Origin of the sequence: Thermodesulfovibrio sp. Kuro-1 (genome assembly GCF_006538445.1) — a bacterium.
Classification (GTDB): domain Bacteria; phylum Nitrospirota; class Thermodesulfovibrionia; order Thermodesulfovibrionales; family Thermodesulfovibrionaceae; genus Thermodesulfovibrio; species Thermodesulfovibrio yellowstonii.
The window spans coordinates 311,387-335,528 of sequence record NZ_BJKS01000002.1; the positions used below are offsets into that span (position 1 = coordinate 311,387).

The window sequence follows — 24,142 nt, forward strand, 5'->3', positions numbered from 1 at the left end:
ATGATATAATATTTTTTTATGTATTACATTGGAATAGACATAGGTGGCACTTATATTAAAATCGGTATAATTTCAACAGACTGGGAAACCATCAAAATATGCAAATTCCCAACAGGCAACAATCCTATGGAAAAAATTATTGAAGAAATAGACAGCATTTGTAATGAATTTAAAATTAAAGGAATAGGAGTCGGCATTGCTGGTTTAGTGGATAAGGAAGGTAACGTAATTAAAGCCGCTAACATACCTTTTTTAAATAAATTCCCTTTAAAAAAGGAATTAGAAAATAGATATAACATGAATGTAAAAATAGAAAATGATGCAACTGCTGCAGCAGTTGCGGAAGCCTTATTTGGACAAGGTAAGGGCTCATTTAGTTTTATTCTTCTTACTCTTGGAACAGGAATCGGTGGTGGGTTCTGGTTTGATGGGGAAATAGCCCAGTTTCCATTGGAGGTTGGACACATGAGCATTAATTATCAGGGAAAATTCTGTAATTGTGGTAACACAGGATGCCTTGAAGTATATGCTTCAGCTCGGGCTATAAAAGATAATCTTATAGAACGAGTTGAAAATGGTGAGGAAAGTTATATTAAAAAACTTTATGAAGGCAATATATATAGAGCAACTTCAGAAGATATATATAAAGCAGCAATGGAAGGCGATCATTTGTGTAGAAGTGTTCTTAAGGAAGCAGGTAAGGCTCTTGGTGCAGGAATAGCAAATTTAATAAATATTTTCGGACCTGAAAAAATTATTTTAACGGGTGGACTTTCTAAAGCAATAAATATCTATCTTGAAACAGCCATTCAGGAAGCCAAAAAAAGAGCAATGATAGGAATTGCGGAATCAGTCAGTATAACTCAATCTTCTCTGGTAGATAAAGGTGGAGTTCTGGGTGCTGTCGCAATTTTAATAAATGAAAATCTGAAGCAGTTTCCTGATAGAAAATTAAAAGAGCCAAAAAACTAAGTTTCTATGAAAAAAATAAGAAATTTCTCAATAATTGCTCATATAGATCATGGAAAATCTACCCTTGCAGACAGGCTCCTTGAGTTTACAGGTGCTGTTAATCTCGGTGGCAAGATGGGACAGATTCTTGATTCAATGGATCTTGAAAGGGAAAGGGGCATTACAATCAAAGCTCATGCAGTGAGACTTAACTATAAAAGTGAGGATGGACAAACATATATCCTGAATCTTATTGATACTCCTGGGCATGTAGATTTTTCCTATGAAGTATCTCGTTCTTTGGCATGCTGTGAAGGAAGCCTTCTTGTAGTTGATGCAACGCAGGGAGTAGAGGCTCAAACTGTTGCAAATGCTTATCTTGCAATTGAACATAATCATGAAATAATTCCAGTGATAAACAAAATAGACCTTCCCCAAGCTGATCCTGACAAGGTAAAAAAGCAAATAGAAGATATTTTAGGTATTAGTTCTTCTGAAGCAATCTTGGCTTCTGCAAAAGAAGGAACAGGGACCAAAGAAATTCTTGAAGCAGTTGTAAAAAGAATCCCTCCACCAAAGGGTGATCTTCAATCACCACTCCGTGCAATGATATTTGACTCCTGGTTTGATAACTACTTAGGTGTTATTGTTCTTGTCAGGGTTTTTGATGGAATAATAAAACCAGGAATGAGAATAAAACTATTTGCAACAGGGAAAGAATATGAAGTTCAGAGACTTGGCATTCTCACTCCTTTTCCTAAGGATATAGAAAAACTTGAAGCAGGTGAAGTAGGATTTATTATAGCTGGAATTAAAAACATTGCTGACACAAAAATAGGAGATACAATTACCCTTGCAGAAAATCCTGCAAAAACCCCCCTTGCAGGTTTCAGAGAAGTTAAACCAATGGTATTTTGCGGACTTTATCCAACTGAAACTCATCAATATGAAGAGTTAAAAACTGCTCTTGAAAAACTCAGATTAAATGATTCTTCTTTTTTCTTTGAACCCGAAACATCAGCAGCACTTGGATTTGGATTTAGATGCGGTTTTTTGGGCTTACTACATATGGAAATCATAAAAGAACGCCTTGAAAGAGAGTTTAATCTTTCTCTTATAAGTACAGCACCCACTGTAAGATATAAAATTGTTGATAAAAAGGGAGAATATCTTATTGACAATCCAAGTAAAATGCCTAAAATATATGAAAAAATTGAAGAGCCTTTTATGAAAGTCTCCATAATCGTACCAGAACAATTTGTAGGAGAGATTTTAAAACTCTGTCAAGAAAAAAGAGGAATTCAAAAAGAATTTTCCTATATAACAAAGGACAGAATTCTTCTTATTTATGAAATGCCACTGAATGAAATTTTATGGGATTTTTATGATAAGCTTAAATCTCTTTCCAAAGGTTATGCATCAATGGATTATGAATTTATTGGATATAGACCTTCCGAACTTGTAAGGCTTGATATTCTTATTAATGGAGAACAAGTAGATGCCTTATCAATTATTGTCCATAAAGATAAGGCTTATTATAAAGGTCGTGCAATAGCCCAAAAACTGAGAACTGTAATTCCAAGACAGCTTTTTGAAGTTGTAATTCAGGCTGCAATTGGTGGCAAAATTATAGCAAGAGAGAGCATAGCACCGCTTAAGAAAAATGTTCTTGCAAAATGTTATGGAGGTGACGTGACAAGAAAGAAAAAACTTCTTGAAAAACAGAAGGAAGGGAAAAAAAGAATGAAACAAATTGGACGAGTTGAAATACCACAAGAAGCATTTCTTTCAGTTCTAAAAGTTGAATAAGGAGAAAAAAATGACAGGTAAAAAAATTCTTGAATATGTAAAAAGTATCGGAATTGCCATATTAATTGCTTTATTTATAAGAGCGTACATTGTTCAAGCCTTTAAAATACCTTCTGGGTCAATGATTCCAACGCTGTTGATAGGGGATCATCTTCTTGTAAATAAATTCATATATGGAGTCAATCCGCCGCTATCAGATGAAAAAATTTTAGTTTTTGAAACTCCTAAGAGAGGAGATATAATAGTGTTCAAGTATCCTGAAGACCCGAGTAGAGATTTTATAAAAAGAGTAATAGGAGTTGAAGGAGACACTGTGGAGATAAAAAATAAAAAAGTCTTCGTTAATGGAATTGAACTTAAAGAGCCCTATGCAAGACATACGGATTCATATATTCATCCAAGAGAGCTTGATCCGAGGGATAATTTTGGACCAATTAAGGTCCCTCCTCATAAACTTTTTGTAATGGGAGACAACAGGGATCAGAGCTATGATAGCCGTTTTTGGGGTTTTGTTGATTTAAAAGATGTAAAAGGCAAAGCATTTATTATATACTGGTCATGGGACAATGATAATCATAAACCAAGACTTCAAAGGATTGGTAAACTTATAAAGTAATGTTTACTGGAATTATTGTTGAACTTGGAAAAATTCATGAAGTTCAAAAACTTGCTCAGGGAGCAAGGCTGAAGGTATTTTCAAAAAAACTGATAGATAATTCAAATATAGGTGACAGCATATCTGTAAACGGAGTCTGCCTTACAATTTGTGAGATGGATAAATCAAAAAATATAATTTCTTTTGATGTATCCCATGAAACACTACAAAAAACCACACTTGGAGAACTTAAAAAAGACGAATATGTTAATTTAGAGCCTGCACTAACTCTTAATACAAGACTTGGAGGACATCTTGTAAGCGGACATGTTGAGGGAATTGGTAAAATAAGAAAAATTGAAAAAATAGGTAATGATTTAAAAATAGAGATTGAAGCTCCAGAAGAAATTCTTAGATATTGCATTAAAAAAGGTTCAATTACTGTAGATGGCATAAGTCTTACAATTGTGGATATTTTATCAGACTCATTTACAGTTGTAGTTATACCTCATACTGCTAATATGACAACAATAGGACTTAAAAAAGTTGGAGACAAAGTTAACCTTGAATCTGATATAATTGCTAAATATGTAGAAAAATTTGTAAATCAGTCAGTTAATGTTAAAGAAGAGCGACTTCTTGGGAAACTAAGGGACTATGGATATATTTAAGGAGCAAAGATGAAATTTATAGTTCTCGCAGGAGGCTCTGGAACAAGGCTATGGCCTATGTCAAGGAAAAACTTTCCAAAACAGTTTCTAAAGTTTTCAATTTCAAAACATGATGAACATGAAAGTTTCTTTCAGAAGACTATAAAAAGAATATGTTGCTATCCAGATGCAGATATTTTCATTGTAACAAATGAGAAACATAAGTTTTATGTTATTAATCAATTAGAAGAGTTAGCAAATAAACTAACAAATAAGCCAAAAATTGAGATTGTAATTGAACCTGTGTCAAAAAATACAGCACCTGCAATTGCTCTTGCAATAAGATATGCAATAGAAAAAGGAATCTCTCAAGATGAGATATTCTTTGTTTGTCCCTCGGACCACTTAATTAAACCAGATGAAAAATTTATTGAATTCATTAAAGCTTCGGAAGAATGTGCTAAAAAAGAAACTATTGTAACATTCGGCATAAAACCAACTCGTCCTGAAACAGGCTATGGATACATAAAAGTAAAAAGTCAGCCTGCAGAATTCGGAAATTTCTATAAGGTTGAAAAATTTGTGGAAAAACCCGATTTTGATAATGCAAAAAGATATATTAAAGAAGGAAACTACTACTGGAATTCAGGAATGTTTACATTTAAAGTTAATACAATAATTGAGGATTTTAAGAAGTATACACCCCAATTGGGAGAATTATTTGAAAAATCATATGATGAAGCTTTGAAAGAGTTTCAAAATCTGTCAGACATCTCTATTGATTATGCAATTATGGAAAAAACTGAAAAAGGAATGCTCCTTCCACTTGATATATTCTGGTCTGATATAGGTTCATGGGAAAGTTTATATGATGTTTTAGATAAAGACCCAACTGGTAATGCAATAGTAGGTGATTGCGTAAATATAGAGACAAATGGAAGCCTTATTATAGGTAACAAAAGATTTATTACTACCTTAGGTATTCAGGATATGGTAGTTGTTGAAACAGAAGATGCTTTGCTAATTGCAAAAAAAGGAGAATGCCAGAAAGTCAAAGATATCGTAAAAATTCTTTCTGAAAAAGCGCTTCCACAGGTTGAAGAGCATGTAACAGTTTACAGGCCGTGGGGAAGCTATACTCTACTTGAGAAAGGGTTAAGATATAAAATAAAGAGAATATCAGTAAAACCAGGAGAAACACTATCTCTTCAAATGCATCATCATCGTTCTGAACACTGGGTTGTTGTAAAGGGAACTGCAAAAGTAAAAATTGGAGACAGAGAACAGTTTGTTCATGAAAATGAATCAGTATATGTTCCCAAAAGCACGCTTCATAGGCTTGAAAACCCAGGGAAAATTCCTCTTGAAATAATTGAAGTTCAGGTAGGAGAGTATGTGGAAGAAGATGATATAAAAAGAGTTGAGGATGTTTATGGAAGACAGGATATTTAGAGAATATGACATAAGAGGCATTTATGGAGAAGACCTTACAGAGGAAATTTCTTATCTAATTGGAAAAGCCTTTGTTTCACTGGTATTCAAAGAACTAAAAAGAATGCCCCGAAAAATCTCAGTTGGAATGGATGCAAGATTTTCGTCTGAAACTCTCAAAAAAGAATTACTCAAAGGAATTACAGAATGCGGCGTAGATGTTATTGATATAGGGTTATGTCCTACTCCACTTCAGTATTTTTCGCTTTTTACACTTCCTGTGGATGCAGGAATAATGATAACTGGAAGCCACAACCCACCTGAATTTAACGGATTTAAACTCAGTATAGGCAAAGAGACCATTTATGGTGAAAAAATCAGAAGATTAAAAAAAATTATAGAAAAAAAGGATTTTATTAATTTTAATAAAACAGGAAAAATTGAAAAATACAACATAACAGATGATTATATTAATTACATGTTAAGCGGTTTTACTTCTTTTGAGGGGATAAAAGTTGTTGTTGACTCAGGAAATGGCACAGCTGGATTGGTTGCTCCTGTGATTCTAAAAAAACTTGGCGCTGAAGTATATGAACTCTATAGTGAGCCTGATGGCAGATTTCCAAATCATCATCCTGATCCTGTGGTTCTTGAAAACATGGAAGATTTAATACAAACTGTTATAAATAAAAAAGCCCATCTTGGTATAGGATTTGATGGTGATGCAGACCGTATAGGAGTTATTGATGAATCAGGTGATGTTGTATGGGGAGATAGGTTAATGATTATATTTGCCAAAGATATTTTAGAAGAAAATAAAGGAGCAAAAATAATTGGCGAAGTAAAATGCTCAAAAGTAATGTATGAAGAAATTGCTAAAGCAGGTGGCATTCCAGTTATGTGGAAAACAGGACATTCTCTTATAAAGAAAAAAATGAAGGAAGAAGGAGCACTCCTTGCAGGCGAGATGAGCGGGCATATATTTTTCAGTGATAAGTATTTTGGATTTGATGACGCAATATATGCATCATTAAGATTAGTAGAAATAGTAAAAAAAGCTGGTAAACCATATGGCATAAAAAAACTTCTATGTGGAGTAAAAACAATGCAAAGCACTCCAGAAATAAGAATTGATTGTATAGATGAAAAAAAGTTTATGATTGTAGAAAAAATTAAGGATTATTTCCAGAAATTTGAATGTAATTTTATAGATGGAGTAAGAATAAATTTCAAAAAAGGCTGGGCATTAATAAGAGCGTCTAATACTCAGCCTGCCTTAGTTTTAAGATTTGAAGCTGAAACAGAAGATGACCTTGAAGAGATTAAATCTATTGTTCATCAGAAGCTTTTTGAAGTGTTTCAATTTTTTAAAATATTATGATATACTTAAAAACTTTTTGACAAAGAGGTTTTCATGAAAAGACCAGCAGTGCTTATATTTTTTTTCATTTTTTTATTTTCATTGCAATCTTTTGCACAGGAACTTCCTGTAGTTACAGCCATTGATATAAAAGGACTTAAAAGAATTGAAGAAGCTGCGGTAAAAAATAAGATTTCTCTTAAACTTGGAGAGGTTATTTCTCAAGAAAAAATCTCTGAAGATATAAAATCAATTTATAAAATGGGCTATTTTGAAGATGTTAAAGTTGATATTGAACCCTTTGAGGGCGGAGTAAAAGTAATATATTCTGTTAAAGAAAAACCAACAATTATAAAGGTAAGCTTTGAAGGAAATAAAGAGTACGATGAAGATAAATTGAAAGAGGTTGTTACAATTACCGCAGGTGCTATAGCAGATGTAACTCTTATAAATGACAATGCTCTCAGACTTAAAGCATTTTATGAATCTGAGGGTTATTATTTCGCAAAGATTGTTCCTGTATTAAAGAAAAAAACAGAGGAAGAAGTTGAGCTTACATATGTAATAGATGAAGGTAACAAAGTCAAAATAAAAGAGATAAAGTTTGAAGGAAATAAAGCAATCTCGTCAAGAAAAATTAAAAAAGTAATGGCAACATCTGAAAGAAAGTTTTATTCATTTATTACAGGAAGTGGCTTTTATAAAAAGTACGAAATGTTACAGGATCTTGAAAAAATAAAGGACCTATACTACGACAATGGATACCTTAAAGTCTCAGTTGGAGAACCTAAGATAGAGTTTTCCCAAGATAAAAAATGGATGACAATAATGATTCCGATTTCTGAAGGACCTCAATTTAAAATCTCTTCAGTAAATATCACAGGATACAGAGACAATAAAGAAGGAACAGAGCTTAAGGAACTCATAAAGCTAAAAGCAGGAGAAATATTCAGTAAAGCAAAAATGCGTAAAGATGTTGAAGCAATAACTTCGTTTTATTCAGACAAGGGATATGCTCTTGTAAGTGTTTCTCCTGATGTTATTCCAAATGAAGAAAAATTAACAGTTGATGTGACATATAATGTTAAGCCAGGTGATAAGTTTACTATTGGAAGAGTAAATATTTCAGGAAACGTTAAAACAATTGACAAAGTAATAAGAAGAGAAGTCAGAGTTGATGAAGGTGATGAGTATTCTGCATCAAAAATACAAAAAAGCAAAAAAAGACTTGAAGACCTTCAGTACTTTGAGACAGTTGATATAAATCAGAAACCTGATCCTGATAAAAAAACTGTTGACCTTGATGTGAATGTAAAAGAAAAAGCAACAGGATTTTTGACAATAGGTGGTGGATATAGCTCAATTGATAACCTTATAGGTATGGTTGATGTAACCCAAAACAATCTTTTTGGTAAGGGTTACTCTTTAACTCTTAGAGGAGAGCTTGGAGGAAGAAGTTCTTACTATACTCTTGCTTTTAGAGACCCATGGTTTTTGGATAAACCTCTTCTTTTCGGAATAAATCTTTATAGGCAGAAAAGAGAGTATGTTAACTATACAAGAGATGCAACAGGGCTTTCTCTCACATTTGGCAAAAGATATGGAGAGGACTGGTCTGCTTCAATCACCTATGATATTGAAAAATCAAATGTTACAGATGTTGATGAAGATGCTGATGCAGTAATAAAAGATATGCAGGGTAATCTTCTTACAAGTGCTGTCACGTTTCAGATTATAAATGATACCCGAGATAGTTATATTGACCCAAGCAAAGGAAGAAGGTATTCTTTGAGCTTAACTACTGCAGGACTGGGAGGAGACACGGGTTTCTGGAAAAGCTTGCTTGACCTTGGCTGGTATATACCAATATTTGAGGAATCAACCTTACATTTAAGAGGAAGACTCGGAATGTCTGATACTCTTTTTGGCAAGAAATATCCGCTCTATGAAAGGTTTTATATTGGTGGTCTTGATACAATAAGAGGTGTGGGATATGGAGAGGCTGGACCAAAAGACAGCAAAAATGAACCAATTGGAGCAAAAAGAGCAATGATATTCAATATTGAATATCTTTTTCCTATAGTGGCTGAAATGAAGCTTAAAGGACTTATATTTGTTGATATGGGTAAGGGATATAATGAGGCAGAAAAATTTGGTTCTGATATAAAATATACATCTGGATTCGGTTTTAGATGGTTTTCACCGCTTGGACCTGTCAAAATAGACTATGGAATAAATCTCAATAAAAAGGAAGGAGAGTCCAAATCCAAGATTGAATTTGGATTTGGTTCATTTTTCTAAATTAGGAGGAGGAAATGAAAAGAATTCTATTTGTAGTATTTATTATGGTTTTTACACTATCCTTTGTTTCACTTGCCCATGCAGACTTAAAAATTGGAGTAGTTGATCTTTACAGAGTTCTGAATGAATCAGAAGAAGGAAAGAAATCTGTAAATGAACTGCAGAGTATGCTTGAGTCAAGGCAAAAAACTCTTGAAGAAAAACAGAAAAAAATTCAGAGTTTAAAAGAAGAACTTGAAAAAAAACGCTCTGTTTTAAGTGAGGATGCAAGAAAAGCAAAGGAAGAAGAGATTGAACGTTTAGGAAGAGATTTTCAAAGAACTGCAGCAGATTATCAAGTAGAACTTCAGAAAAAACAAAATGAAATTACTCAAAGCATGCTTAAAGAAATAAGACAATTAATAAATGATTTTGCTCAGAAAGAAGGTTATAATCTAATATTTGAGAAAGCTGAGCAGATTATTCTTTTTGCAACTCCTGAAGTAGATATTACAGATAAAATCATTTCACTTTTTAATCAAAAAACTTCGCAACAAAAAGGAAAGAAATGAAGCTTTCTGAAATAGCACATTTTTTTAATGCAAAAATTGAGGGAGATTCTGAAATTGAAATATCAGGGATAAAAGGCTTTGAAGATGCCCAAGAAGGCGATATTACATATATAGCAAGTTCAAAATATGCTGAGCTTGCCAAAAATAGTAAAGCTTCTGCATTTATTGTAAAAGAAAAAATTCCAAATCTGAACAAACCTCAGCTTATTACTGAAAATCCTCAATTTGTTTTTGCAAAACTTCTTGAAATGTTTTATGTAAAACCACAGCCATGTAAAGGAATAAGCGAAAAATCAATTGTCGCTTCTACTGCTCAGATAGGTAAAAATGTAACAGTCTATCCTTTTGTTTATATTGATGAGAATGTAACAATAGGAGACAATACTATAATTTACCCTTTCACATTTATTGGCAAAGAAACATTAATAGGTTCTGACTGTGTGATTTATCCCAATGTAACAGTAAGAGAAAGAGTTAAAATCGGCAATAGAGTAATAATTCATGCAGGAACTCAGATTGGTTCTGACGGTTTTGGATACATTTTTCACGAAGGTAGGCATCATAAGATTCCACAGGTAGGTGGTGTAATTATTGAGGATGATGTTGAAATAGGAGCTTGTGTAACTATAGATAGGGCTACAACTGGAAATACTTTTATTGGAAAAGGAACAAAGATTGATAATCTTGTTCAGATTGCTCATAATGTAAAAATTGGTCAAAATGTGATAATCGTAGCTCAGGTTGGAATTGCAGGAAGTTCTCAAGTAGGAGATGGATGTATACTTGCAGGACAGGTTGGTATTTCGGATCATGTAGAAATTGAAGCAGGAACAATAATCACAGCTCAATCAGGAGTTATGCCTGGAAAAGTTCAAAAAGGTGTATTTTCTGGCTCACCTATCATGCCTCATAGGGAATGGCTTAGAACAAATGCAATTTTTCAGAAACTTCCAGAACTTTATAAAAAGATAAGAGAACTTGAAGAAAGAATTAAACAACTTGAAAAACAAAAAACTATTGAATAAATTGATAGGAGGTGTCAATGATTGATATCAAAGAAATAATGGATATTCTTCCTCATAGATATCCATTCCTCTTAGTAGACAGAGTTTTAGAACTTATCCCCAATGAAAAAGCAGTAGGAGTAAAAAATGTTACGATGAATGAACCGTTTTTTCAAGGACACTTTCCAGGAAATCCTGTTATGCCTGGAGTATTAATAGTAGAGGCAATGGCTCAGGTAGCAGGTGTTCTTGCATTTAAATCAGGTATGGAAGGGACAGGGGTTCTCTTTTTAAGCATTGAAAAAGTTAAATTTCGTAAACCAATTATACCAGGCGACCGAATCATTTTTGAAGTGAGTGTGATTCACAGAAGAGGAGGAGTCTGGAAGTTTGCAGGTATTGCAAAGATTGATGAAAAAGTGGCAACAGAGGCAGAATTCACAGCAATGGTTACAAAGTGAGGTAAAAAGTTAATGAATGAGATACATAAAACTGCAATTATTAGCCCAAAAGCAGAAATAGATAAAGAAGTAGTTATAGGACCTTACTGCATAATTGGAGACAATGTTAAGATAGGCAGAGGCACACGCCTTATAAATCATGTGCAGATTGAAGGTATAACAGAAATAGGGCAGAACTGCACTATATTCCCATTTACAACAATTGGATTTCCCCCACAAGATATTAAATATAAAGGAGAACCAACAGGAGTTAAAATTGGTAATAACAACACAATCAGAGAATATGTAACAATTCATAGAGCATCAGTTGCAGGAGATGGCTGGACAGTAATTGGAGATAGTAACTTTATAATGGCTTATGTGCATATTGCACATGACTGTAAAATAGGAAACTCTGTGATTATGGCAAATCTTGCAACTCTGGCAGGTCATGTTCAGGTTGAAGATTTTGCATTTATTGGTGGATTAGTAGCTATCCATCAGTTTACAAGAATAGGTGCTTATGCTATGATAGGAGGTTTTAGTGGAGTTGGACAGGATGTGCCTCCATTTACCATGGCTTCTGGACCAAGAGCCAAGCTTTATGGATTAAACTCTGTAGGACTTAAAAGAAGAGGATTTAGTGATGAAACTATTAATATATTAAAAAAAGCTTATAAAATTTTATTCAGAGATAAACTTCAGTTAAAAGAAGCAATTGATAAAGTCAAAAAAGAACTTCCTCAGATTCCTGAAATTATACACCTATTAGAATTCATAGAAGCAAATAAAAGAGGAATATGCAGATAGGAGTAATTGCAGGAGGAGGTTGTCTCCCTCTTATAGTTACAAATGAACTCAAAAAAAGAGGTTATAAAGTCATAACTGTTGCATTAGAAGGACTTGCCGATGATGCACTATCAAATCATAGCGATGTATTTGAATCAATAAATATTGGCAAAGCAGGACAGATTATAGATTTTTTAAAAAATAATAATGTTAAAGAGGTGATTTTAACAGGCAAGGTACCTAAAAAACTTATTTTTGAAAGAAAAACAATCAAGCCTGACATGAGAGCATTAAAGATGCTTTTTTCAGCTAAAATTAGAGGAGACAATGAACTTCTTAAACTTGTTGAAAAAGAATTATTAACAGAGGGAATAAAAATAGCAGAAATATCTGAATTTTGTCCTGAACTTATAACTCCTGAAGGAGTTCTTACAAGAAAAAAACCTACAAAAGAGGAATGGAAAGATATTGAATATGGTTTTAAAATTGCAAAAAAAATCGGAGAACTTGATATAGGACAGACAGTGGTGGTAAAAGAAAGGTCAGTAATTGCTGTGGAAGCAATAGAAGGAACAGATGAAACAATTTTAAGAGCTGGAAGATTTGTAAAAAACTCCATTGTAGTAAAAGTCAGCAAACCTCAGCAGGATTTAAGGCTTGACCCTCCTGCTGCTGGAGTAGATACAATAGTAATTATGGGAAAAGCCAATGCTAAAATTTTAGCACTTGAAGCAGGCAAAACTTTTTTAATAGAACGAGATAAGCTTATTGAAAAAGCTAATGAAATTAATATAATTGTAGTAGGTGTCAAACAACCTTGAACTTTTTTACGTGCATAAATGATGGTTTAAAAACAGTTCATAAAAACTATCAGTTATTATTTATACATTTTTCATTTTTATTCATTAGTTTTTTTGGACTATTTTTTATCCTGAGCATTCCACTTGGAATCCTTTTTGTAATATTTGGAATTGACCTGACAGATATACTAAAAGGCAGTTTTATTGAAATATTATTGTCTTCTATAAATATCATGAAAAAGTTTTTAATATTTGCTATTATTTTCATTATCAGTCTTGTTATTTATGTTATTCTCATCGTCAGTCTTTGGATATATATCTTTTCAGGCACAATAGGTGTAATGTGTCAATATTTACAGGAAGGAAAGGTTTTTAATTTAAAGAGTTTCCATAAATATGGCAAAAGATTCTTCTGGAAAACTGGTTTTTTTGCACTGTTTTCAGTTCTTATTTTCATTTGCTTAACGTTTATTTTTGGATTTATAAGTGAAATAAGCTCTAAAATAGTAAATTTTTTGAACCACTATAGCCATACCTTATCAGTATTTTTCAATGTATTTATTTATTTAAGCATACTTCTTACAGGTATTATCGCATTTATTCTATGGATAACATATACACTATTTGGATTTTTCGGAATTTTTATAAAAAATTTAACTGTAGGAGAAACAATAAGAGAAACCAGAAAATTAATAATTTTGTATCCTCAATCTATTGGAAGAGCAGCACTGTTATTTGTAATATATATCTTAACAGGTGGGTTAATTCTCTCATTTGGTTCTCTGCTGGCAATAATTCCTCATATAGGAACTATACTGGTAGCAGCCTATCAATTTATTACTCAATTTGCCCATGTTTATATCAGTATGGTTGTATTTGCTGCATTTCTATCCTACTACATAAGACTTGATGCTTCTGTTGCAAGGACTGAGCCAGAACAAACTCTTCCTCTTGAAGAGGCTCAACAACAATCTCAAAACCCTCCTCCTTCAGAGCTTTCTTAATCTGTTCCTGAAAAATTTCAATATCAAAATCCTTAAATAATTCTTTTATACCAAAAACTCTATCAGCTTCATCAGGGTTACATAAAAAAACTCTTCTTAATAAATCTCTATCTACTGTCACAGGAATTGTCCCCTGCTGTAAAAAACCATCAACCCATCTTTTCTGGGCAGAGCCGATAATTTTTATATTTTGAAAAGAAATTTCTCCAAATGATGAGCGAGCAAAACAGAGAGAACTTTTGTTATAGCTTTTCTTTTCTTTTCTTATTTCAGCAGAGATTCCTACTAAACTAAATGCCTTTAAAAATATACGACTTATAATTTCATAAGTTTTAAAAAGATTACCACGAAACTTTCCTTCTTTTTTACAACAAAAACTGTATGTGAAGTCATCATAGTGCAGAATACCTTTGCCTCCTGTTGGTCTTCTTACAATTGGAATTTCATGATTAAGGCAAAAATCCTGATTGATTTCTTCAATTTTCTGAAACTCTCCGATAGTTATCGCTTTTTTATTCCATCCATATAGCCTGAAAGTTGGTAAAACTCTACTCTGTCGCACAAAAAAACTAATAGATTCGTCAATTGCCATATTTAAATATGGATCAAACTTCTGGAACTCAATAAAACGAATGAGCATGATTATGTTGAATTTTATATACTACCGCTCTTCTTCAAGAATAATTTTATGATTTAGCAGTGACATTTCTTTAATTTTACCTTTAAAAACCTTCTGTTCTCCAAATATGTTTCTAAGATATATTTGGTTTCCTTCAGGTTTTAATATATCCACAGATTCTAAATAAATCTCCTCCTCACCATTTTTAATTACATATGCATTTGCTTCACACATTGAATTCCTCCTTTATATGAAGGATTAATTTTTCCACAAGATGTGGAAGAGGCTCTTTAATAAAACCTATAATATCAATCCCTTCCTGATTAATTGGTAACAGAATTTTTCTTGCTGGACTGCTTCCTATTGCCTCAGCCATTTTTGAAGTCAACTCTCCCATCATTCCATTTGACACAAGAATACTTAATGGCCCCAGTATGAGATCAACTTTCTTAACATTCCAGATAATTGCATTTTCTCCAGAAGCTCCTTTATTTGCCTTACATTTCATCATATTTGCTGTGGCTGCAGCATTTGTTCCAAGTGCCAGAATTTCTATTTTATCTCCAAATGCTTCTCTGAGAGATTTAATAATGTAACTACCAATTCCTCCACCCTGTCCATCAATTACTGCAATTTTAAGCATATTGTAAATACTACAAACTTTGATAAATAAATGTCAAACTGTAAGTGTTGCAAAAATTTGGGGATTGCTTTCATAATTAAAAATTAATCTTAACAGGAGGGCAGAATGAGAAGAATTTTACTTTCAGAAAAAGATTTACCAATGCAATGGTATAATATACAGGCTGATATGCCTAAGTTACCGCCACCACCCCTTAATCCTCAAACTAAAAAGCCTATATCTGCAGATGATTTAAAAGTAATATTTCCCATATCTCTTATTGAACAAGAAATAAGCACTCAAAGATGGATAAACATTCCTGAAGAAGTTTTAAATATTTACGCAAGCTTTAGACCAACACCTCTTTACAGAGCTATTGGACTTGAAAAAGCTCTTCAGACTCCTGCAAAGATTTATTTCAAACATGAAGGACTTGGTCCTGCAGGAAGCCATAAAACAAATACCTCTATACCTCAGGCTTATTACAACAAGATTGAAGGAATAAAAAGAATTGCTACAGAAACAGGTGCAGGACAATGGGGTTCAGCACTTTCCTTGGCAGGAGCATTGATGGGGATAGAGATAACAGTTTATATGGTAAGAGTTAGTTATGACCAGAAGCCTTACAGAAGAATAATGATGGAAACATGGGGAGGAAAGGTTTATCCATCTCCTTCTGATAAAACTGAATCAGGCAGAAGAATTCTCAGAGAAAATCCAGACCACCCTGGAACACTTGGTATAGCAATATCTGAGGCGGTTGAAGATGCAGCAACCCATAAAGATACAAATTACGCACTTGGTTCGGTGCTAAATCATGTTTTACTTCATCAGACAATTATTGGGCTTGAATGCAAAAAACAACTTGAAATTGCAGGAGATTATCCTGATATTGTAATCGGTTGCTGTGGAGGAGGAAGCAATCTTGGCGGAGTCAGTTTCCCATTTCTTTATGATAAAATTCATGGAAAGGAAGTAAGAGTTATAGCAGTTGAACCCTCAAGCTGTCCAACACTTACAAAGGGAGAGTTCAGATATGACTATGGTGACACAGCTGGACTTACGCCTTTTCTTATGATGTATACACTTGGGCATGACTTTGTACCTCCGGGAATTCATGCAGGAGGATTGAGATATCATGGAGACTCACCTCTTGTGAGTCAACTCTGCCATGATGGATTAATTGAAGCAGTAGCAGTAGGACAAACTGCTGTTTTTGAATCTGCTATACTTTTTGCAAGAAGCGAAGGAATAATTCCTGCACCTGAAAGTGCTCATGCCATAAAAGTTGCAATAGATGAAGCTCTGAAAGCAAAAGAAGAGGGCAAAAGAAAAGTAATACTCTTTAATTTAAGTGGCATAGGCTTTCTTGACCTGCCCTCTTATGAAGCATATTTATCTGGTAAGCTTACTGATTTTGAATATCCTGATGAAAAAATAAAAGAATCTCTATCTCAATTGCCAGAGATTAAGTTGTAGTTTGTTCCTTTTTCCACAAGCTTTTAAGCACAATCGGAGCAAGTAAAGTTGTAAGAGCAACTACAAAAATAATAACAGCATAAAGGGTATGATCATAAATGCCGCTTAATCTTCCAAATTCTGCGAAGATGAGTCCCACTTCACCTCTTGGAAGCATGGAAAAACCTACACTTAATTTTTCTTTCATCGTTCCTTTTACAAATAATCCCGCAACTAACTTTGTTACAAGGGCAATTATGAACAAAACAGCACTTAACCACCAGAAATATCCTGAAGTGAAATCTATTGCCTTTAGATTAAGTTGTAGTCCCACGTAGACAAAAAATATAGGAGTAAAAAGCCAGATAAGTGGCTTCAAAGACTCTTCAATCTTATGAATTATTGCTTTATCTGCTTGAAAGGCTGCTGCAAAGGGAATGGTAAATCTTCTTGAAAAGGCAATTCCTGCAGTGAAAGCACCAAGTATCTCAGGCGAGCCTATCTCATGGGCAGCAAAAGCAAAAATCAGAATTATTGCCACAACCACAGGTGGAACAAAATCAAGAGTATTAAGTCTTTTTGCAAGACTGCTTACAAAATAGGCAAAAATCTTGCCGATAATTGGTGCAAAGAGAAAGAATGTTCCGATATAAAACACCAAAAGAATGGTTGCATTTACATTTATTTCCTGAGTTTTTGAAAATTCATATAATGCAGCAAGCACCACAACTCCAAATATATCATCAAGCACTGCTGCACCAAGCACAACTTGAGCAAAACGTTCTTTCATCTTGTCCAGATCTTCAAGAACCCTTACAGTAATGCCAATGCTTGTGGCAGTGAGAGTTCCACCAATAAACAAAGAAGTGATAGTGGGAAAATTAAAAACATAGTAAGATACAAGAAAACCAATAACCATAGGAGCAAGTGCCCCTGTTATCGCCACAGTAGCGGCAGAGAAACCCACTTCTTTTAGTTGTTTAAGGTCTGCTTCAAGTCCTATATGAAAAAGAAGAAGTATTATCCCAAGTTCAGCAAGAAGCTTCATTACGTCACTTAGAGGAATAATACCTAAAACACTCTGCCCAAGCATGATTCCTACAAATATTTCACCAATTACTGAAGGAATTCCAAATTTAGCAAAAATGTCTCCTGTTAGCCTTGCAAAAAAGAGCAAGATGGCAAGATAAAGGAAAATAAGATGAATTTCCATGATTAAATATCTTTTTTATTTTTCATTGAATCCATTTCCTTAGAATCTTCACTTGAAAGTGCTTCCGCTTTTTGTTCTATCTCAGAATAATCCCCAAAATCTCTACGTGGTAGTTTTGTTTTATATTCTATTATAACCCAAACAGACTCAAATCAAAATTTCTCAGTAGTGTCAAATATTATATCCAGTGCCTTTAAAAAACGTATAGCAAAATGTTCCATCTGCTTGGGTTGTTCTATATAAATCTTGAACTCCTTTATCAAAAGAATCTTCATCAATAATTAAGCTATTTATAGCTTTTTCTCTGATTCCTTCAATCATAGCTATAAAAGTGTTTTTTATGAAGCCTTCAACAAATTTTGGTTTACTTGAATCAACATAAACCATTCTTGGAGACACTTTACAATTTTTGTAACCAGATTCTGTCAAAAGAGGATAAAGTTGTCTCCCAATTAAAGCATTACCTCCAATGTTTAGTTGTAATGTTATCTGAGCATTTATTGCTAACTGCGCGTAATGACTATAAGGATAAAAATAGGCAGAACCATGATCTCCTTCAATTATAGTAATGCTTCCGCCCTTTTTTAATACTCTTTTTAATGACTTTAAAGCCTCAATGGGAGTTGCAAGATGTTCTAAAACAAAACAAATAAAAATGTGATCAAAATACTCATCTGGAAATTGTAAATCAAAAATATCTCCGACTTGAAACTCAACATTATCAATATTAAGTGATTGAATTAATGCTCTTGCTTTATTTAATGAATCTTCAGAAATATCAATGGATATGAATTTTGAATTCGGATTTTTTGAAGCAACAATCTTAGTTTGTGCACCTACGCCACATCCAGCTTCAAGAATTAGCGAATTCTCTGGAAAAACAGAATCATAGTGAAGAAGATCATTCAAACAATTAGCCTGATTTTCAAGACGAATAGTTTCTTTGTCAGTATATCCGTGAATATAATCTCTATCTATTTTCATATATCACCTCTTACTTCTTTTTGCCATTCCGAGGCTGCGGAAGCAGCCGAGGAATCTCCTCCTTTTTTCTATTGCATCAAAGAGAGATTCCTCTTACCCATTGAGGACACTCGGAATGTCCAAAGGAGGAAACCTAAAGGGAATTAAAAGTTTCTTGATTACACTATGCCCTGACATTTAAGAAACAGAATTCCCAATGGAGGAAGGGTCAGACACAAAGAATAAGGTCTTCCATGACAAGGTATCTGGTCTGCCTCAACTCCTCCAGTGTTTCCATGATTAGTTCCTCCATAAATCCAGGAATCACTATTTAAAATCTCTCTCCAGTAACCTTTAAAGGGAACTCCAATTCTGTAATTAAATCTCGGAACAGGAGTAAAATTACACACAACTATAATAACATTTTTCGGATCTTTTGCTTTTCTTAGAAAGCTTACAACACTCTGGTCTGCATCACTACAATCAATCCATTCAAAACCTGCTGGTGAAAAATCAAGTTCATGAAGAGCTGGCTCAGTTTTATAAAGATTATTTAAATCCCTTACCAATTTTTGAATGCCCTGATGTTCTGGATAATCAAGAAGATGCCAGTGTAAACTTCCCTCATGATACCATTCATCCCATTGCCCGAACTCTCCTCCCATGAAAAGAAGTTTTTTCCCGGGATGAGCATACATATAACCAAAAAGAAGTCTCAGATTTGCAAACTTTTGCCATTGATCTCCTGGCATTTTATTCAAAAGAGAACTTTTTCCATAAACAACCTCATCATGGGAAAGTGGTAGCACAAAGTTTTCAGAAAAGGCATACCAGATACTAAAAGTAAGCTCTCCATGATGATATTTTCTGTATATAGGATCTTTTGAGAAATAATAAAGTGTATCATGCATCCAGCCCATATTCCACTTCATACCAAATCCAAGTCCGCCAATATATGTAGGATGCGTAACAAGAGGCCATGCAGTAGACTCTTCAGCAATAGTTTGTGTATCAGGATATTTTTCATACACTGTTTCATTAAGTCTTTTTATAAATTCTATTGCTTCTAAATTCTCCTTACCTCCGTATTTATTTGGAATCCATTCTCCTTCTGCTCTTCCGTAGTCAAGATAAAGCATTGAAGCAACAGCATCAACTCTTAATCCATCAATATGATATTTATCCAGCCAGAAGACAGCAGAACTTATAAGAAAATTTCTAATCTCATTTCTTCCGTGATTGAAAATATAACTATGCCAGTGAGGATGATATCCTTTTTTTGGATCCTGATGCTCATAAAGATATGTTCCATCAAAGAAGCTGAGTCCATGTCCATCATCAGGAAAATGAGAGGGTACCCAGTCAAGAATTACACCAATGCCATTTTGATGAAGCCTGTCAATCAAATACATAAAATCCTGAGGTGTTCCGTATCTGCTTGTAGGTGCAAAATATCCTGTTACCTGATATCCCCAGGAACCATAAAAAGGATGCTCCATAACTGGAAGGAATTCCACATGAGTGAATCCCATCTCTTTTACATATTCAGGCAACCAATAAGCAAGTTCTCTGTATGAAAGAGGTCTGTTTCCTTCTTCAGGAACTCTCCTCCACGAGCCAAGATGAACTTCATATATTGATATGGGTGAATAAAGAGAGTTTCTTTTAGCTCTGTTTTTCATCCACTCTTCATCATTCCACTGATACTCAAGATCCCAGACTATTGATGCTGTCTTAGGTGGTGTCTCCCAAAGGAAAGCATAGGGATCACCTTTTTCTAAATGATAACCATATTTTGAAATTATGTAGTATTTGTACTTTGTTCCTTTCTCAACACCTGGGATAAAACCTTCCCATATGCCAGAGCCATCCCATCTTATCCCAAGAGGATGTGAGAGTTTCCATCTATTAAAATCACCTATAACATAAACCTGCTCTGCATTTGGTGCCCATACGGCAAAGTAAGTTCCCCTCTGACCATCAACTTCTATGATATGAGCACCAAGCTTATCATAGGCATTGAAATGATTCCCCTCTTTAAAAAGATAAATATCAAAATCAGTAAAAAGACTTACATCATGCCTAACCATAGCTGTCTCCTCCTTCCTCTTTTAAAAGAGTTTTCAACACAATAGGAGAAAGCAGAGTAGTAAGGGCAACCACAAATATAATAACTGCATAAAGAGTGCTATCATAAACTCCGCTTATTCTACCAAATTCGGCAAAAATGAGACCCACTTCACCTCTTGGAAGCATAGAAAATCCTACGCTTAATTTTTCCTTCTTTGTTCCTTTGATAAATAAACCAGCCAATAATTTCGTTGTAAGAGCAACCAGGAACAAAACAGCACTTAAAAGCCAGAAATTCAAGGAAGAGAAATCTATTGCTTTCAGATTAAGCTGTAGTCCCACATAAACAAAAAATATGGGAGTAAAAAGCCATATTAATGGATTCAAGGATTCTTCAATTTTATGAATAATCTGTCTGTCTGCCTGAAAGGCTGCTGCAAAAGGAATTGTAAACCTTCTTGAAAAAGCTATCCCAGCTGTGAAAGCACCGAGTATTTCAGGAGACCCTATCTCATGGGCAGCAAAGGCAAACAGCAGAATTATGGCAACAACAACAGGAGGAACAAAATCAAGGGTATTTAGACGTTTTGAAAGAGTACTTATAAAATAAGCAAAAAATTTACCTATTATAGGAGCAAACAAAAAGAAAGTTCCAATATAGAGTATTAGAAGCAATGTAGCATTAACATTGATTTCCTGAGTTTTTGAAAACTCAAAAAGCGCAGCAAGAACGACAACGCCAAATATATCATCAAGCACTGCTGCACCAAGAACAATTTGAGCAAATCGCTCTCTCATTTTTCCAAGATCTTCAAGCACTCTTACAGTAATACCAATGCTTGTGGCAGTAAGAGTTCCCCCTATGAAAAGAGAGGTTATTACCGGGAAATTAAAAACATAGTAGGAGACAAGAAATCCAGCAACCATAGGAGCTAATGCACCTGTTATTGCAACGGCTGCAGCAGAAAAACCGACTTCTTTCAGTTGTTTTAAATCAGCTTCAAGTCCAATATGAAAAAGAAGAAGTATTATCCCTAGTTCTGCAAGAAGTCTCATTACATCGCTGAGAGGTATTATTCCAAGGACACTTTGTCCGAGCAATACTCCTACGAATATCTCTCCAAGAACAGATGGAATTCCAAATTTTGCAAAGATGTCGCCTGTAAGTCTTGCAAAAAAGAGTAAAATAGCAAGATAGAGAAAAATAAGATGCAAATCCATATGAAAAATTATAACATTTTAAGCAAATGCACCTAAAATGTTATAATTTTTTAATGAAATTAACCTTCAGACTTATTTTGTCTCTTTTTATTGGCATTACCCTTGTTGTAGTAATTTTCTCTTTGATTCAAATAAATGATGAAAAAAAGCAGCTTCAGGCAGACATTGAAAGAAGAAGCATCATTCTTGCGGAGAGTCTTAGAGAGTCTGTTGGAACTCTGATTGAAACAGCACAGATAGACCGATTAAATCGTCTTGTAGAAAAATTTGGTAATCGGGAGAGATTAAAAGGAGTTGCTGTTTTTGATTCATCAGGAAATATTATTTCTTCAGACTCTTTTATCAAATCACATATTTCAAAAACTCCTGTTGAGGTTGTTAATGTTCTTGCTGAAAAAAAACCCAAATCTAATTTTATAAAGATTGAAAAAGAAAAATTTTATATATACGTAGTTCCAATAATTTCAGATTCCTATGAAGAAAAACCTCTTATTGGCGCTTTAGCACTATTTCAGGATGCTTCTTACATTGATATAAGACTGAAAGAGATGTGGAAACAGAATATGCTTCGTCTGCTGGCTTTGACTATCTCAATTGTGGCAATCTCTCTTCTTGTAATTAAATGGAACCTTACAGGTCCGGTAGCTCGTATGGCTGAATGGCTTAAGGAATTAAGAACAGGAAAAATTAAAAATCCTCCTTCTGATGTGCCTCTTAAGGGAGATGTTCTTGCTCCCTTAGTAAATGAAGTTACAAATCTAATAAAAACACTATCAATGATTAAGGCAAAAGCTGAAGAGGAAGAAAGATTTAAAGCAGTTACAGACTCTATGTGGACTGCTGAGAGGCTCAAAGAGTTTATAGAAATGGAACTGGGAGATAAAAAGCTATTTCTTCTCTCAAACAGAGAACCCTATATGCATATAAGAGATGGCGAAAACATAAAGTGTGTTGTTCCTGCAGGAGGACTTGTTACAGCCCTTGACCCTGTAATGAAAGCCTGTGACGGAGTATGGATTGCCCATGGAGCAGGTGATGCGGACAAAGAGATGGTTGACACAGAAGACAAAATAAGAGTGCCACCTGAAAAGCCATCCTACACATTAAAAAGGGTCTGGCTTACAAAAGAAGAAGAAAAGAAATACTACTATGGATTTTCCAATGAAGGACTCTGGCCTCTCTGTCACATAACATATGTTAGACCTGTTTTTAGAAAGGATGACTGGATTGAGTATCAGAAAGTTAATGAAAAATTTGCCAATGCCCTTCTTGATGAAATAAAATATGAAGACTCACCTCTTGTTCTTGTTCAAGATTATCACCTTGCCCTTGTGCCCCTTTTAATAAAGCAAAAAAGACCCGATGCAAAAATAGCTCTTTTCTGGCATATCCCATGGCCCAATCCTGAAGTATTCGGCATCTGTCCTTGGGCAAGAGAGATTCTTATAGGTATGCTTGGTGCTGACCTGATAGGCTTTCATATTCAGTTCTACTGTAATAACTTTCTTGACACAGTTGACAGATTCCTTGAATCAAAAATAGATTGGGAACATTTCTCAATAGAAAGAGGAGGAAAGATTACAACTGTAAAGCCTTTTCCAATAAGTGTCAGTGTTGAGGATTTTTCATATCCTATTGAAAATAAGTCAGAGCTTAAACTAAAACTTCTTAAAGAACTCGGAATAAAAACAGAATACATTGGAGTAGGAGTTGACAGAATTGATTATACAAAAGGAATTCTTGAAAGATTTCTTGGAATTGAGAGATTTCTGGAAAAATATCCCCAATTTATAGGCAAATTTAGCTTTATACAGTTCGGTTCTCCAAGTAGAACTCATATAAAGCAATACAGAGAAATTATGGATGCTGTTGAAGAAGTTGCAGACAGGATTAACTGGAAATTTCAGAGCAACAACTACAAACCCATAATATTTCTAAAAGGATACCATTCTCATTCAAAAATTATACCTTTTTATAAAATAGCAGACCTCTGTATGGTAACCTCTCTTCATGATGGAATGAACCTTGTAGCAAAAGAGTTTATTGCCTCAAGAGATGATGAAAAGGGGGTTCTTATTTTAAGTCAATTTGCAGGTGCATCCCGTGAGCTTAAAGATGCTGTAATAATAAATCCCTATGATATTGAAAGCATAGCAGATGCAATATATGAAGCTTTAACAATGGATGAAGAAGAAAAAACGGAAAGAATGCGTAAAATGAGGAGCTTTATTCAGGAAAGAAATATATATCGCTGGACAAGGGATCTTATAGCTTCACTGGTAAGGCTCTGA

The 24,142-nt window shown here is 34.2% G+C and carries 21 protein-coding genes; 14 read left to right on the plus strand and 7 right to left on the minus strand.

Translation table 11 applies throughout. The annotated features are described in order from the left end of the window. Positions 1–18: 18 nt before the first annotated feature. Genes FLY87_RS03805 through FLY87_RS03860 form a run of 12 tightly spaced genes read left to right on the plus strand, consistent with a single transcriptional unit; the run spans position 19 to position 12,702 of the window. Positions 19–972 (plus strand): ROK family protein, encoded by a 954-nt coding sequence (locus FLY87_RS03805; protein WP_141266327.1) that lies wholly within the window; start codon positions 19–21, stop codon positions 970–972. A gap of 6 nt (positions 973–978) precedes the next feature. Next, entirely contained in the window at positions 979–2,760 is a 1,782-nt protein-coding gene (gene lepA, locus FLY87_RS03810) for a translation elongation factor 4 (RefSeq protein ID WP_012546674.1), read from the plus strand. A 10-nt stretch (positions 2,761–2,770) separates the two neighbouring features. Beyond that, positions 2,771–3,376 carry a signal peptidase I gene (lepB, locus tag FLY87_RS03815; RefSeq protein ID WP_012545806.1) on the plus strand — a complete coding sequence of 202 codons (606 nt, stop codon included), beginning with the start codon at positions 2,771–2,773 and terminating at the stop codon, positions 3,374–3,376. Then, positions 3,376–4,026, plus strand: a complete 651-nt coding sequence (locus FLY87_RS03820; RefSeq protein ID WP_141266328.1) for a riboflavin synthase — start codon at positions 3,376–3,378, stop codon at positions 4,024–4,026. The genes lepB and FLY87_RS03820 overlap by 1 nt, the downstream gene beginning before the upstream one ends. Positions 4,027–4,035: 9 nt before the next feature. Beyond that, complete coding sequence (locus tag FLY87_RS03825) at positions 4,036–5,457, plus strand: mannose-1-phosphate guanylyltransferase/mannose-6-phosphate isomerase (protein ID WP_012546227.1); 1,422 nt, start codon at positions 4,036–4,038, stop codon at positions 5,455–5,457. Next, the gene (locus FLY87_RS03830; protein WP_012544969.1) at positions 5,438–6,817 is read left to right on the plus strand and encodes a phosphomannomutase/phosphoglucomutase; all 1,380 of its coding nucleotides are present in this window, start codon (positions 5,438–5,440) and stop codon (positions 6,815–6,817) included. Before FLY87_RS03825 ends, FLY87_RS03830 begins: the two co-directional genes overlap by 20 nt. A gap of 33 nt (positions 6,818–6,850) precedes the next feature. Continuing rightward, complete coding sequence (gene bamA, locus FLY87_RS03835) at positions 6,851–9,097, plus strand: outer membrane protein assembly factor BamA (protein WP_141266329.1); 2,247 nt, start codon at positions 6,851–6,853, stop codon at positions 9,095–9,097. A gap of 14 nt (positions 9,098–9,111) precedes the next feature. After that, positions 9,112–9,648, plus strand: coding sequence for an OmpH family outer membrane protein (locus FLY87_RS03840; RefSeq protein ID WP_141266330.1), 537 nt, complete (start codon positions 9,112–9,114; stop codon positions 9,646–9,648). Continuing rightward, positions 9,645–10,673 (plus strand): UDP-3-O-(3-hydroxymyristoyl)glucosamine N-acyltransferase, encoded by a 1,029-nt coding sequence (gene lpxD, locus FLY87_RS03845; protein WP_141266331.1) that lies wholly within the window; start codon positions 9,645–9,647, stop codon positions 10,671–10,673. The genes FLY87_RS03840 and lpxD overlap by 4 nt, the downstream gene beginning before the upstream one ends. 17 nt (positions 10,674–10,690) lie before the next feature. Next, entirely contained in the window at positions 10,691–11,113 is a 423-nt protein-coding gene (gene fabZ / locus FLY87_RS03850) for a 3-hydroxyacyl-ACP dehydratase FabZ (protein ID WP_012545346.1), read from the plus strand. 12 nt (positions 11,114–11,125) lie between these two features. After that, the gene (gene lpxA / locus FLY87_RS03855; protein WP_012546244.1) at positions 11,126–11,902 is read left to right on the plus strand and encodes an acyl-ACP--UDP-N-acetylglucosamine O-acyltransferase; all 777 of its coding nucleotides are present in this window, start codon (positions 11,126–11,128) and stop codon (positions 11,900–11,902) included. Continuing rightward, the gene (locus FLY87_RS03860) at positions 11,893–12,702 is read left to right on the plus strand and encodes an LpxI family protein (RefSeq protein WP_012546653.1); all 810 of its coding nucleotides are present in this window, start codon (positions 11,893–11,895) and stop codon (positions 12,700–12,702) included. The genes lpxA and FLY87_RS03860 overlap by 10 nt, the downstream gene beginning before the upstream one ends. Before the next feature lie 840 nt (positions 12,703–13,542). Here the strand turns inward: FLY87_RS03860 and FLY87_RS03870 are convergent. From FLY87_RS03870 to FLY87_RS03880, 3 genes are read right to left on the minus strand one after another with little or no spacing between them, the layout of a single operon-like run. Then, the gene (locus tag FLY87_RS03870) at positions 13,543–14,325 is read right to left on the minus strand and encodes a lipoate--protein ligase family protein (RefSeq protein WP_012546854.1); all 783 of its coding nucleotides are present in this window, start codon (positions 14,323–14,325) and stop codon (positions 13,543–13,545) included. Between the two features lie 21 nt (positions 14,326–14,346). Continuing rightward, positions 14,347–14,538: a CooT family nickel-binding protein gene (locus FLY87_RS03875; RefSeq protein ID WP_028842148.1), complete on the minus strand. Its 192-nt coding sequence runs from the start codon at positions 14,536–14,538 to the stop codon at positions 14,347–14,349. Further along, positions 14,531–14,947 carry a DUF3842 family protein gene (locus FLY87_RS03880; RefSeq protein ID WP_012545623.1) on the minus strand — a complete coding sequence of 139 codons (417 nt, stop codon included), beginning with the start codon at positions 14,945–14,947 and terminating at the stop codon, positions 14,531–14,533. The genes FLY87_RS03875 and FLY87_RS03880 overlap by 8 nt, the downstream gene beginning before the upstream one ends. A 105-nt stretch (positions 14,948–15,052) precedes the next feature. On the opposite strand from FLY87_RS03880, the gene FLY87_RS03885 reads away from it, so the two are divergent. Then, on the plus strand, positions 15,053–16,405 hold the full coding sequence (locus tag FLY87_RS03885) for a TrpB-like pyridoxal phosphate-dependent enzyme (RefSeq protein ID WP_012545858.1): 1,353 nt from the start codon (positions 15,053–15,055) through the stop codon (positions 16,403–16,405). Here the strand turns inward: FLY87_RS03885 and FLY87_RS03890 are convergent. From FLY87_RS03890 to FLY87_RS03905, 4 genes are all read right to left on the minus strand, one after another. Continuing rightward, a complete protein-coding gene (locus tag FLY87_RS03890; RefSeq protein ID WP_141266332.1) occupies positions 16,395–17,597 on the minus strand; it encodes a cation:proton antiporter in 1,203 nt (400 codons plus the stop codon). The genes FLY87_RS03885 and FLY87_RS03890 overlap by 11 nt on opposite strands. Before the next feature lie 171 nt (positions 17,598–17,768). Continuing rightward, positions 17,769–18,581 (minus strand): class I SAM-dependent methyltransferase, encoded by an 813-nt coding sequence (locus FLY87_RS03895; RefSeq protein ID WP_028842146.1) that lies wholly within the window; start codon positions 18,579–18,581, stop codon positions 17,769–17,771. 158 nt (positions 18,582–18,739) lie between these two features. Beyond that, a complete protein-coding gene (gene glgB, locus FLY87_RS03900; protein ID WP_141266333.1) occupies positions 18,740–20,650 on the minus strand; it encodes a 1,4-alpha-glucan branching protein GlgB in 1,911 nt (636 codons plus the stop codon). Continuing rightward, positions 20,643–21,851, minus strand: a complete 1,209-nt coding sequence (locus FLY87_RS03905) for a cation:proton antiporter (RefSeq protein ID WP_141266334.1) — start codon at positions 21,849–21,851, stop codon at positions 20,643–20,645. Before FLY87_RS03905 ends, glgB begins: the two co-directional genes overlap by 8 nt. 53 nt (positions 21,852–21,904) lie before the next feature. On the opposite strand from FLY87_RS03905, the gene FLY87_RS03910 reads away from it, so the two are divergent. Continuing rightward, a complete protein-coding gene (locus FLY87_RS03910) occupies positions 21,905–24,142 on the plus strand; it encodes a trehalose-6-phosphate synthase (protein WP_181405977.1) in 2,238 nt (745 codons plus the stop codon).

Excerpts from the sequence above, each read along its gene's own strand:
- bamA (WP_141266329.1), top strand. The coding sequence starts at position 6,851 with ATGAAAAGACCAGCAGTGCTTATATTTTTTTTCATTTTTTTATTTTCA.
- FLY87_RS03910 (WP_181405977.1), top strand. The coding sequence starts at position 21,905 with ATGAAATTAACCTTCAGACTTATTTTGTCTCTTTTTATTGGCATTACC.
- lepA (WP_012546674.1), top strand. The coding sequence starts at position 979 with ATGAAAAAAATAAGAAATTTCTCAATAATTGCTCATATAGATCATGGA.
- FLY87_RS03870 (WP_012546854.1), bottom strand. The coding sequence starts at position 14,325 with ATGCTCATTCGTTTTATTGAGTTCCAGAAGTTTGATCCATATTTAAAT.
- FLY87_RS03890 (WP_141266332.1), bottom strand. The coding sequence starts at position 17,597 with ATGGAAATTCATCTTATTTTCCTTTATCTTGCCATCTTGCTCTTTTTT.
- lepB (WP_012545806.1), top strand. The coding sequence starts at position 2,771 with ATGACAGGTAAAAAAATTCTTGAATATGTAAAAAGTATCGGAATTGCC.
- FLY87_RS03885 (WP_012545858.1), top strand. The coding sequence starts at position 15,053 with ATGAGAAGAATTTTACTTTCAGAAAAAGATTTACCAATGCAATGGTAT.
- FLY87_RS03820 (WP_141266328.1), top strand. The coding sequence starts at position 3,376 with ATGTTTACTGGAATTATTGTTGAACTTGGAAAAATTCATGAAGTTCAA.
- FLY87_RS03805 (WP_141266327.1), top strand. The coding sequence starts at position 19 with ATGTATTACATTGGAATAGACATAGGTGGCACTTATATTAAAATCGGT.
- FLY87_RS03840 (WP_141266330.1), top strand. The coding sequence starts at position 9,112 with ATGAAAAGAATTCTATTTGTAGTATTTATTATGGTTTTTACACTATCC.
- FLY87_RS03895 (WP_028842146.1), bottom strand. The coding sequence starts at position 18,581 with ATGAAAATAGATAGAGATTATATTCACGGATATACTGACAAAGAAACT.
- FLY87_RS03830 (WP_012544969.1), top strand. The coding sequence starts at position 5,438 with ATGGAAGACAGGATATTTAGAGAATATGACATAAGAGGCATTTATGGA.
- fabZ (WP_012545346.1), top strand. The coding sequence starts at position 10,691 with ATGATTGATATCAAAGAAATAATGGATATTCTTCCTCATAGATATCCA.
- FLY87_RS03825 (WP_012546227.1), top strand. The coding sequence starts at position 4,036 with ATGAAATTTATAGTTCTCGCAGGAGGCTCTGGAACAAGGCTATGGCCT.
- lpxD (WP_141266331.1), top strand. The coding sequence starts at position 9,645 with ATGAAGCTTTCTGAAATAGCACATTTTTTTAATGCAAAAATTGAGGGA.
- FLY87_RS03875 (WP_028842148.1), bottom strand. The coding sequence starts at position 14,538 with ATGTGTGAAGCAAATGCATATGTAATTAAAAATGGTGAGGAGGAGATT.
- FLY87_RS03905 (WP_141266334.1), bottom strand. The coding sequence starts at position 21,851 with ATGGATTTGCATCTTATTTTTCTCTATCTTGCTATTTTACTCTTTTTT.
- lpxA (WP_012546244.1), top strand. The coding sequence starts at position 11,126 with ATGAATGAGATACATAAAACTGCAATTATTAGCCCAAAAGCAGAAATA.
- FLY87_RS03860 (WP_012546653.1), top strand. The coding sequence starts at position 11,893 with ATGCAGATAGGAGTAATTGCAGGAGGAGGTTGTCTCCCTCTTATAGTT.
- glgB (WP_141266333.1), bottom strand. The coding sequence starts at position 20,650 with ATGGTTAGGCATGATGTAAGTCTTTTTACTGATTTTGATATTTATCTT.
- FLY87_RS03880 (WP_012545623.1), bottom strand. The coding sequence starts at position 14,947 with ATGCTTAAAATTGCAGTAATTGATGGACAGGGTGGAGGAATTGGTAGT.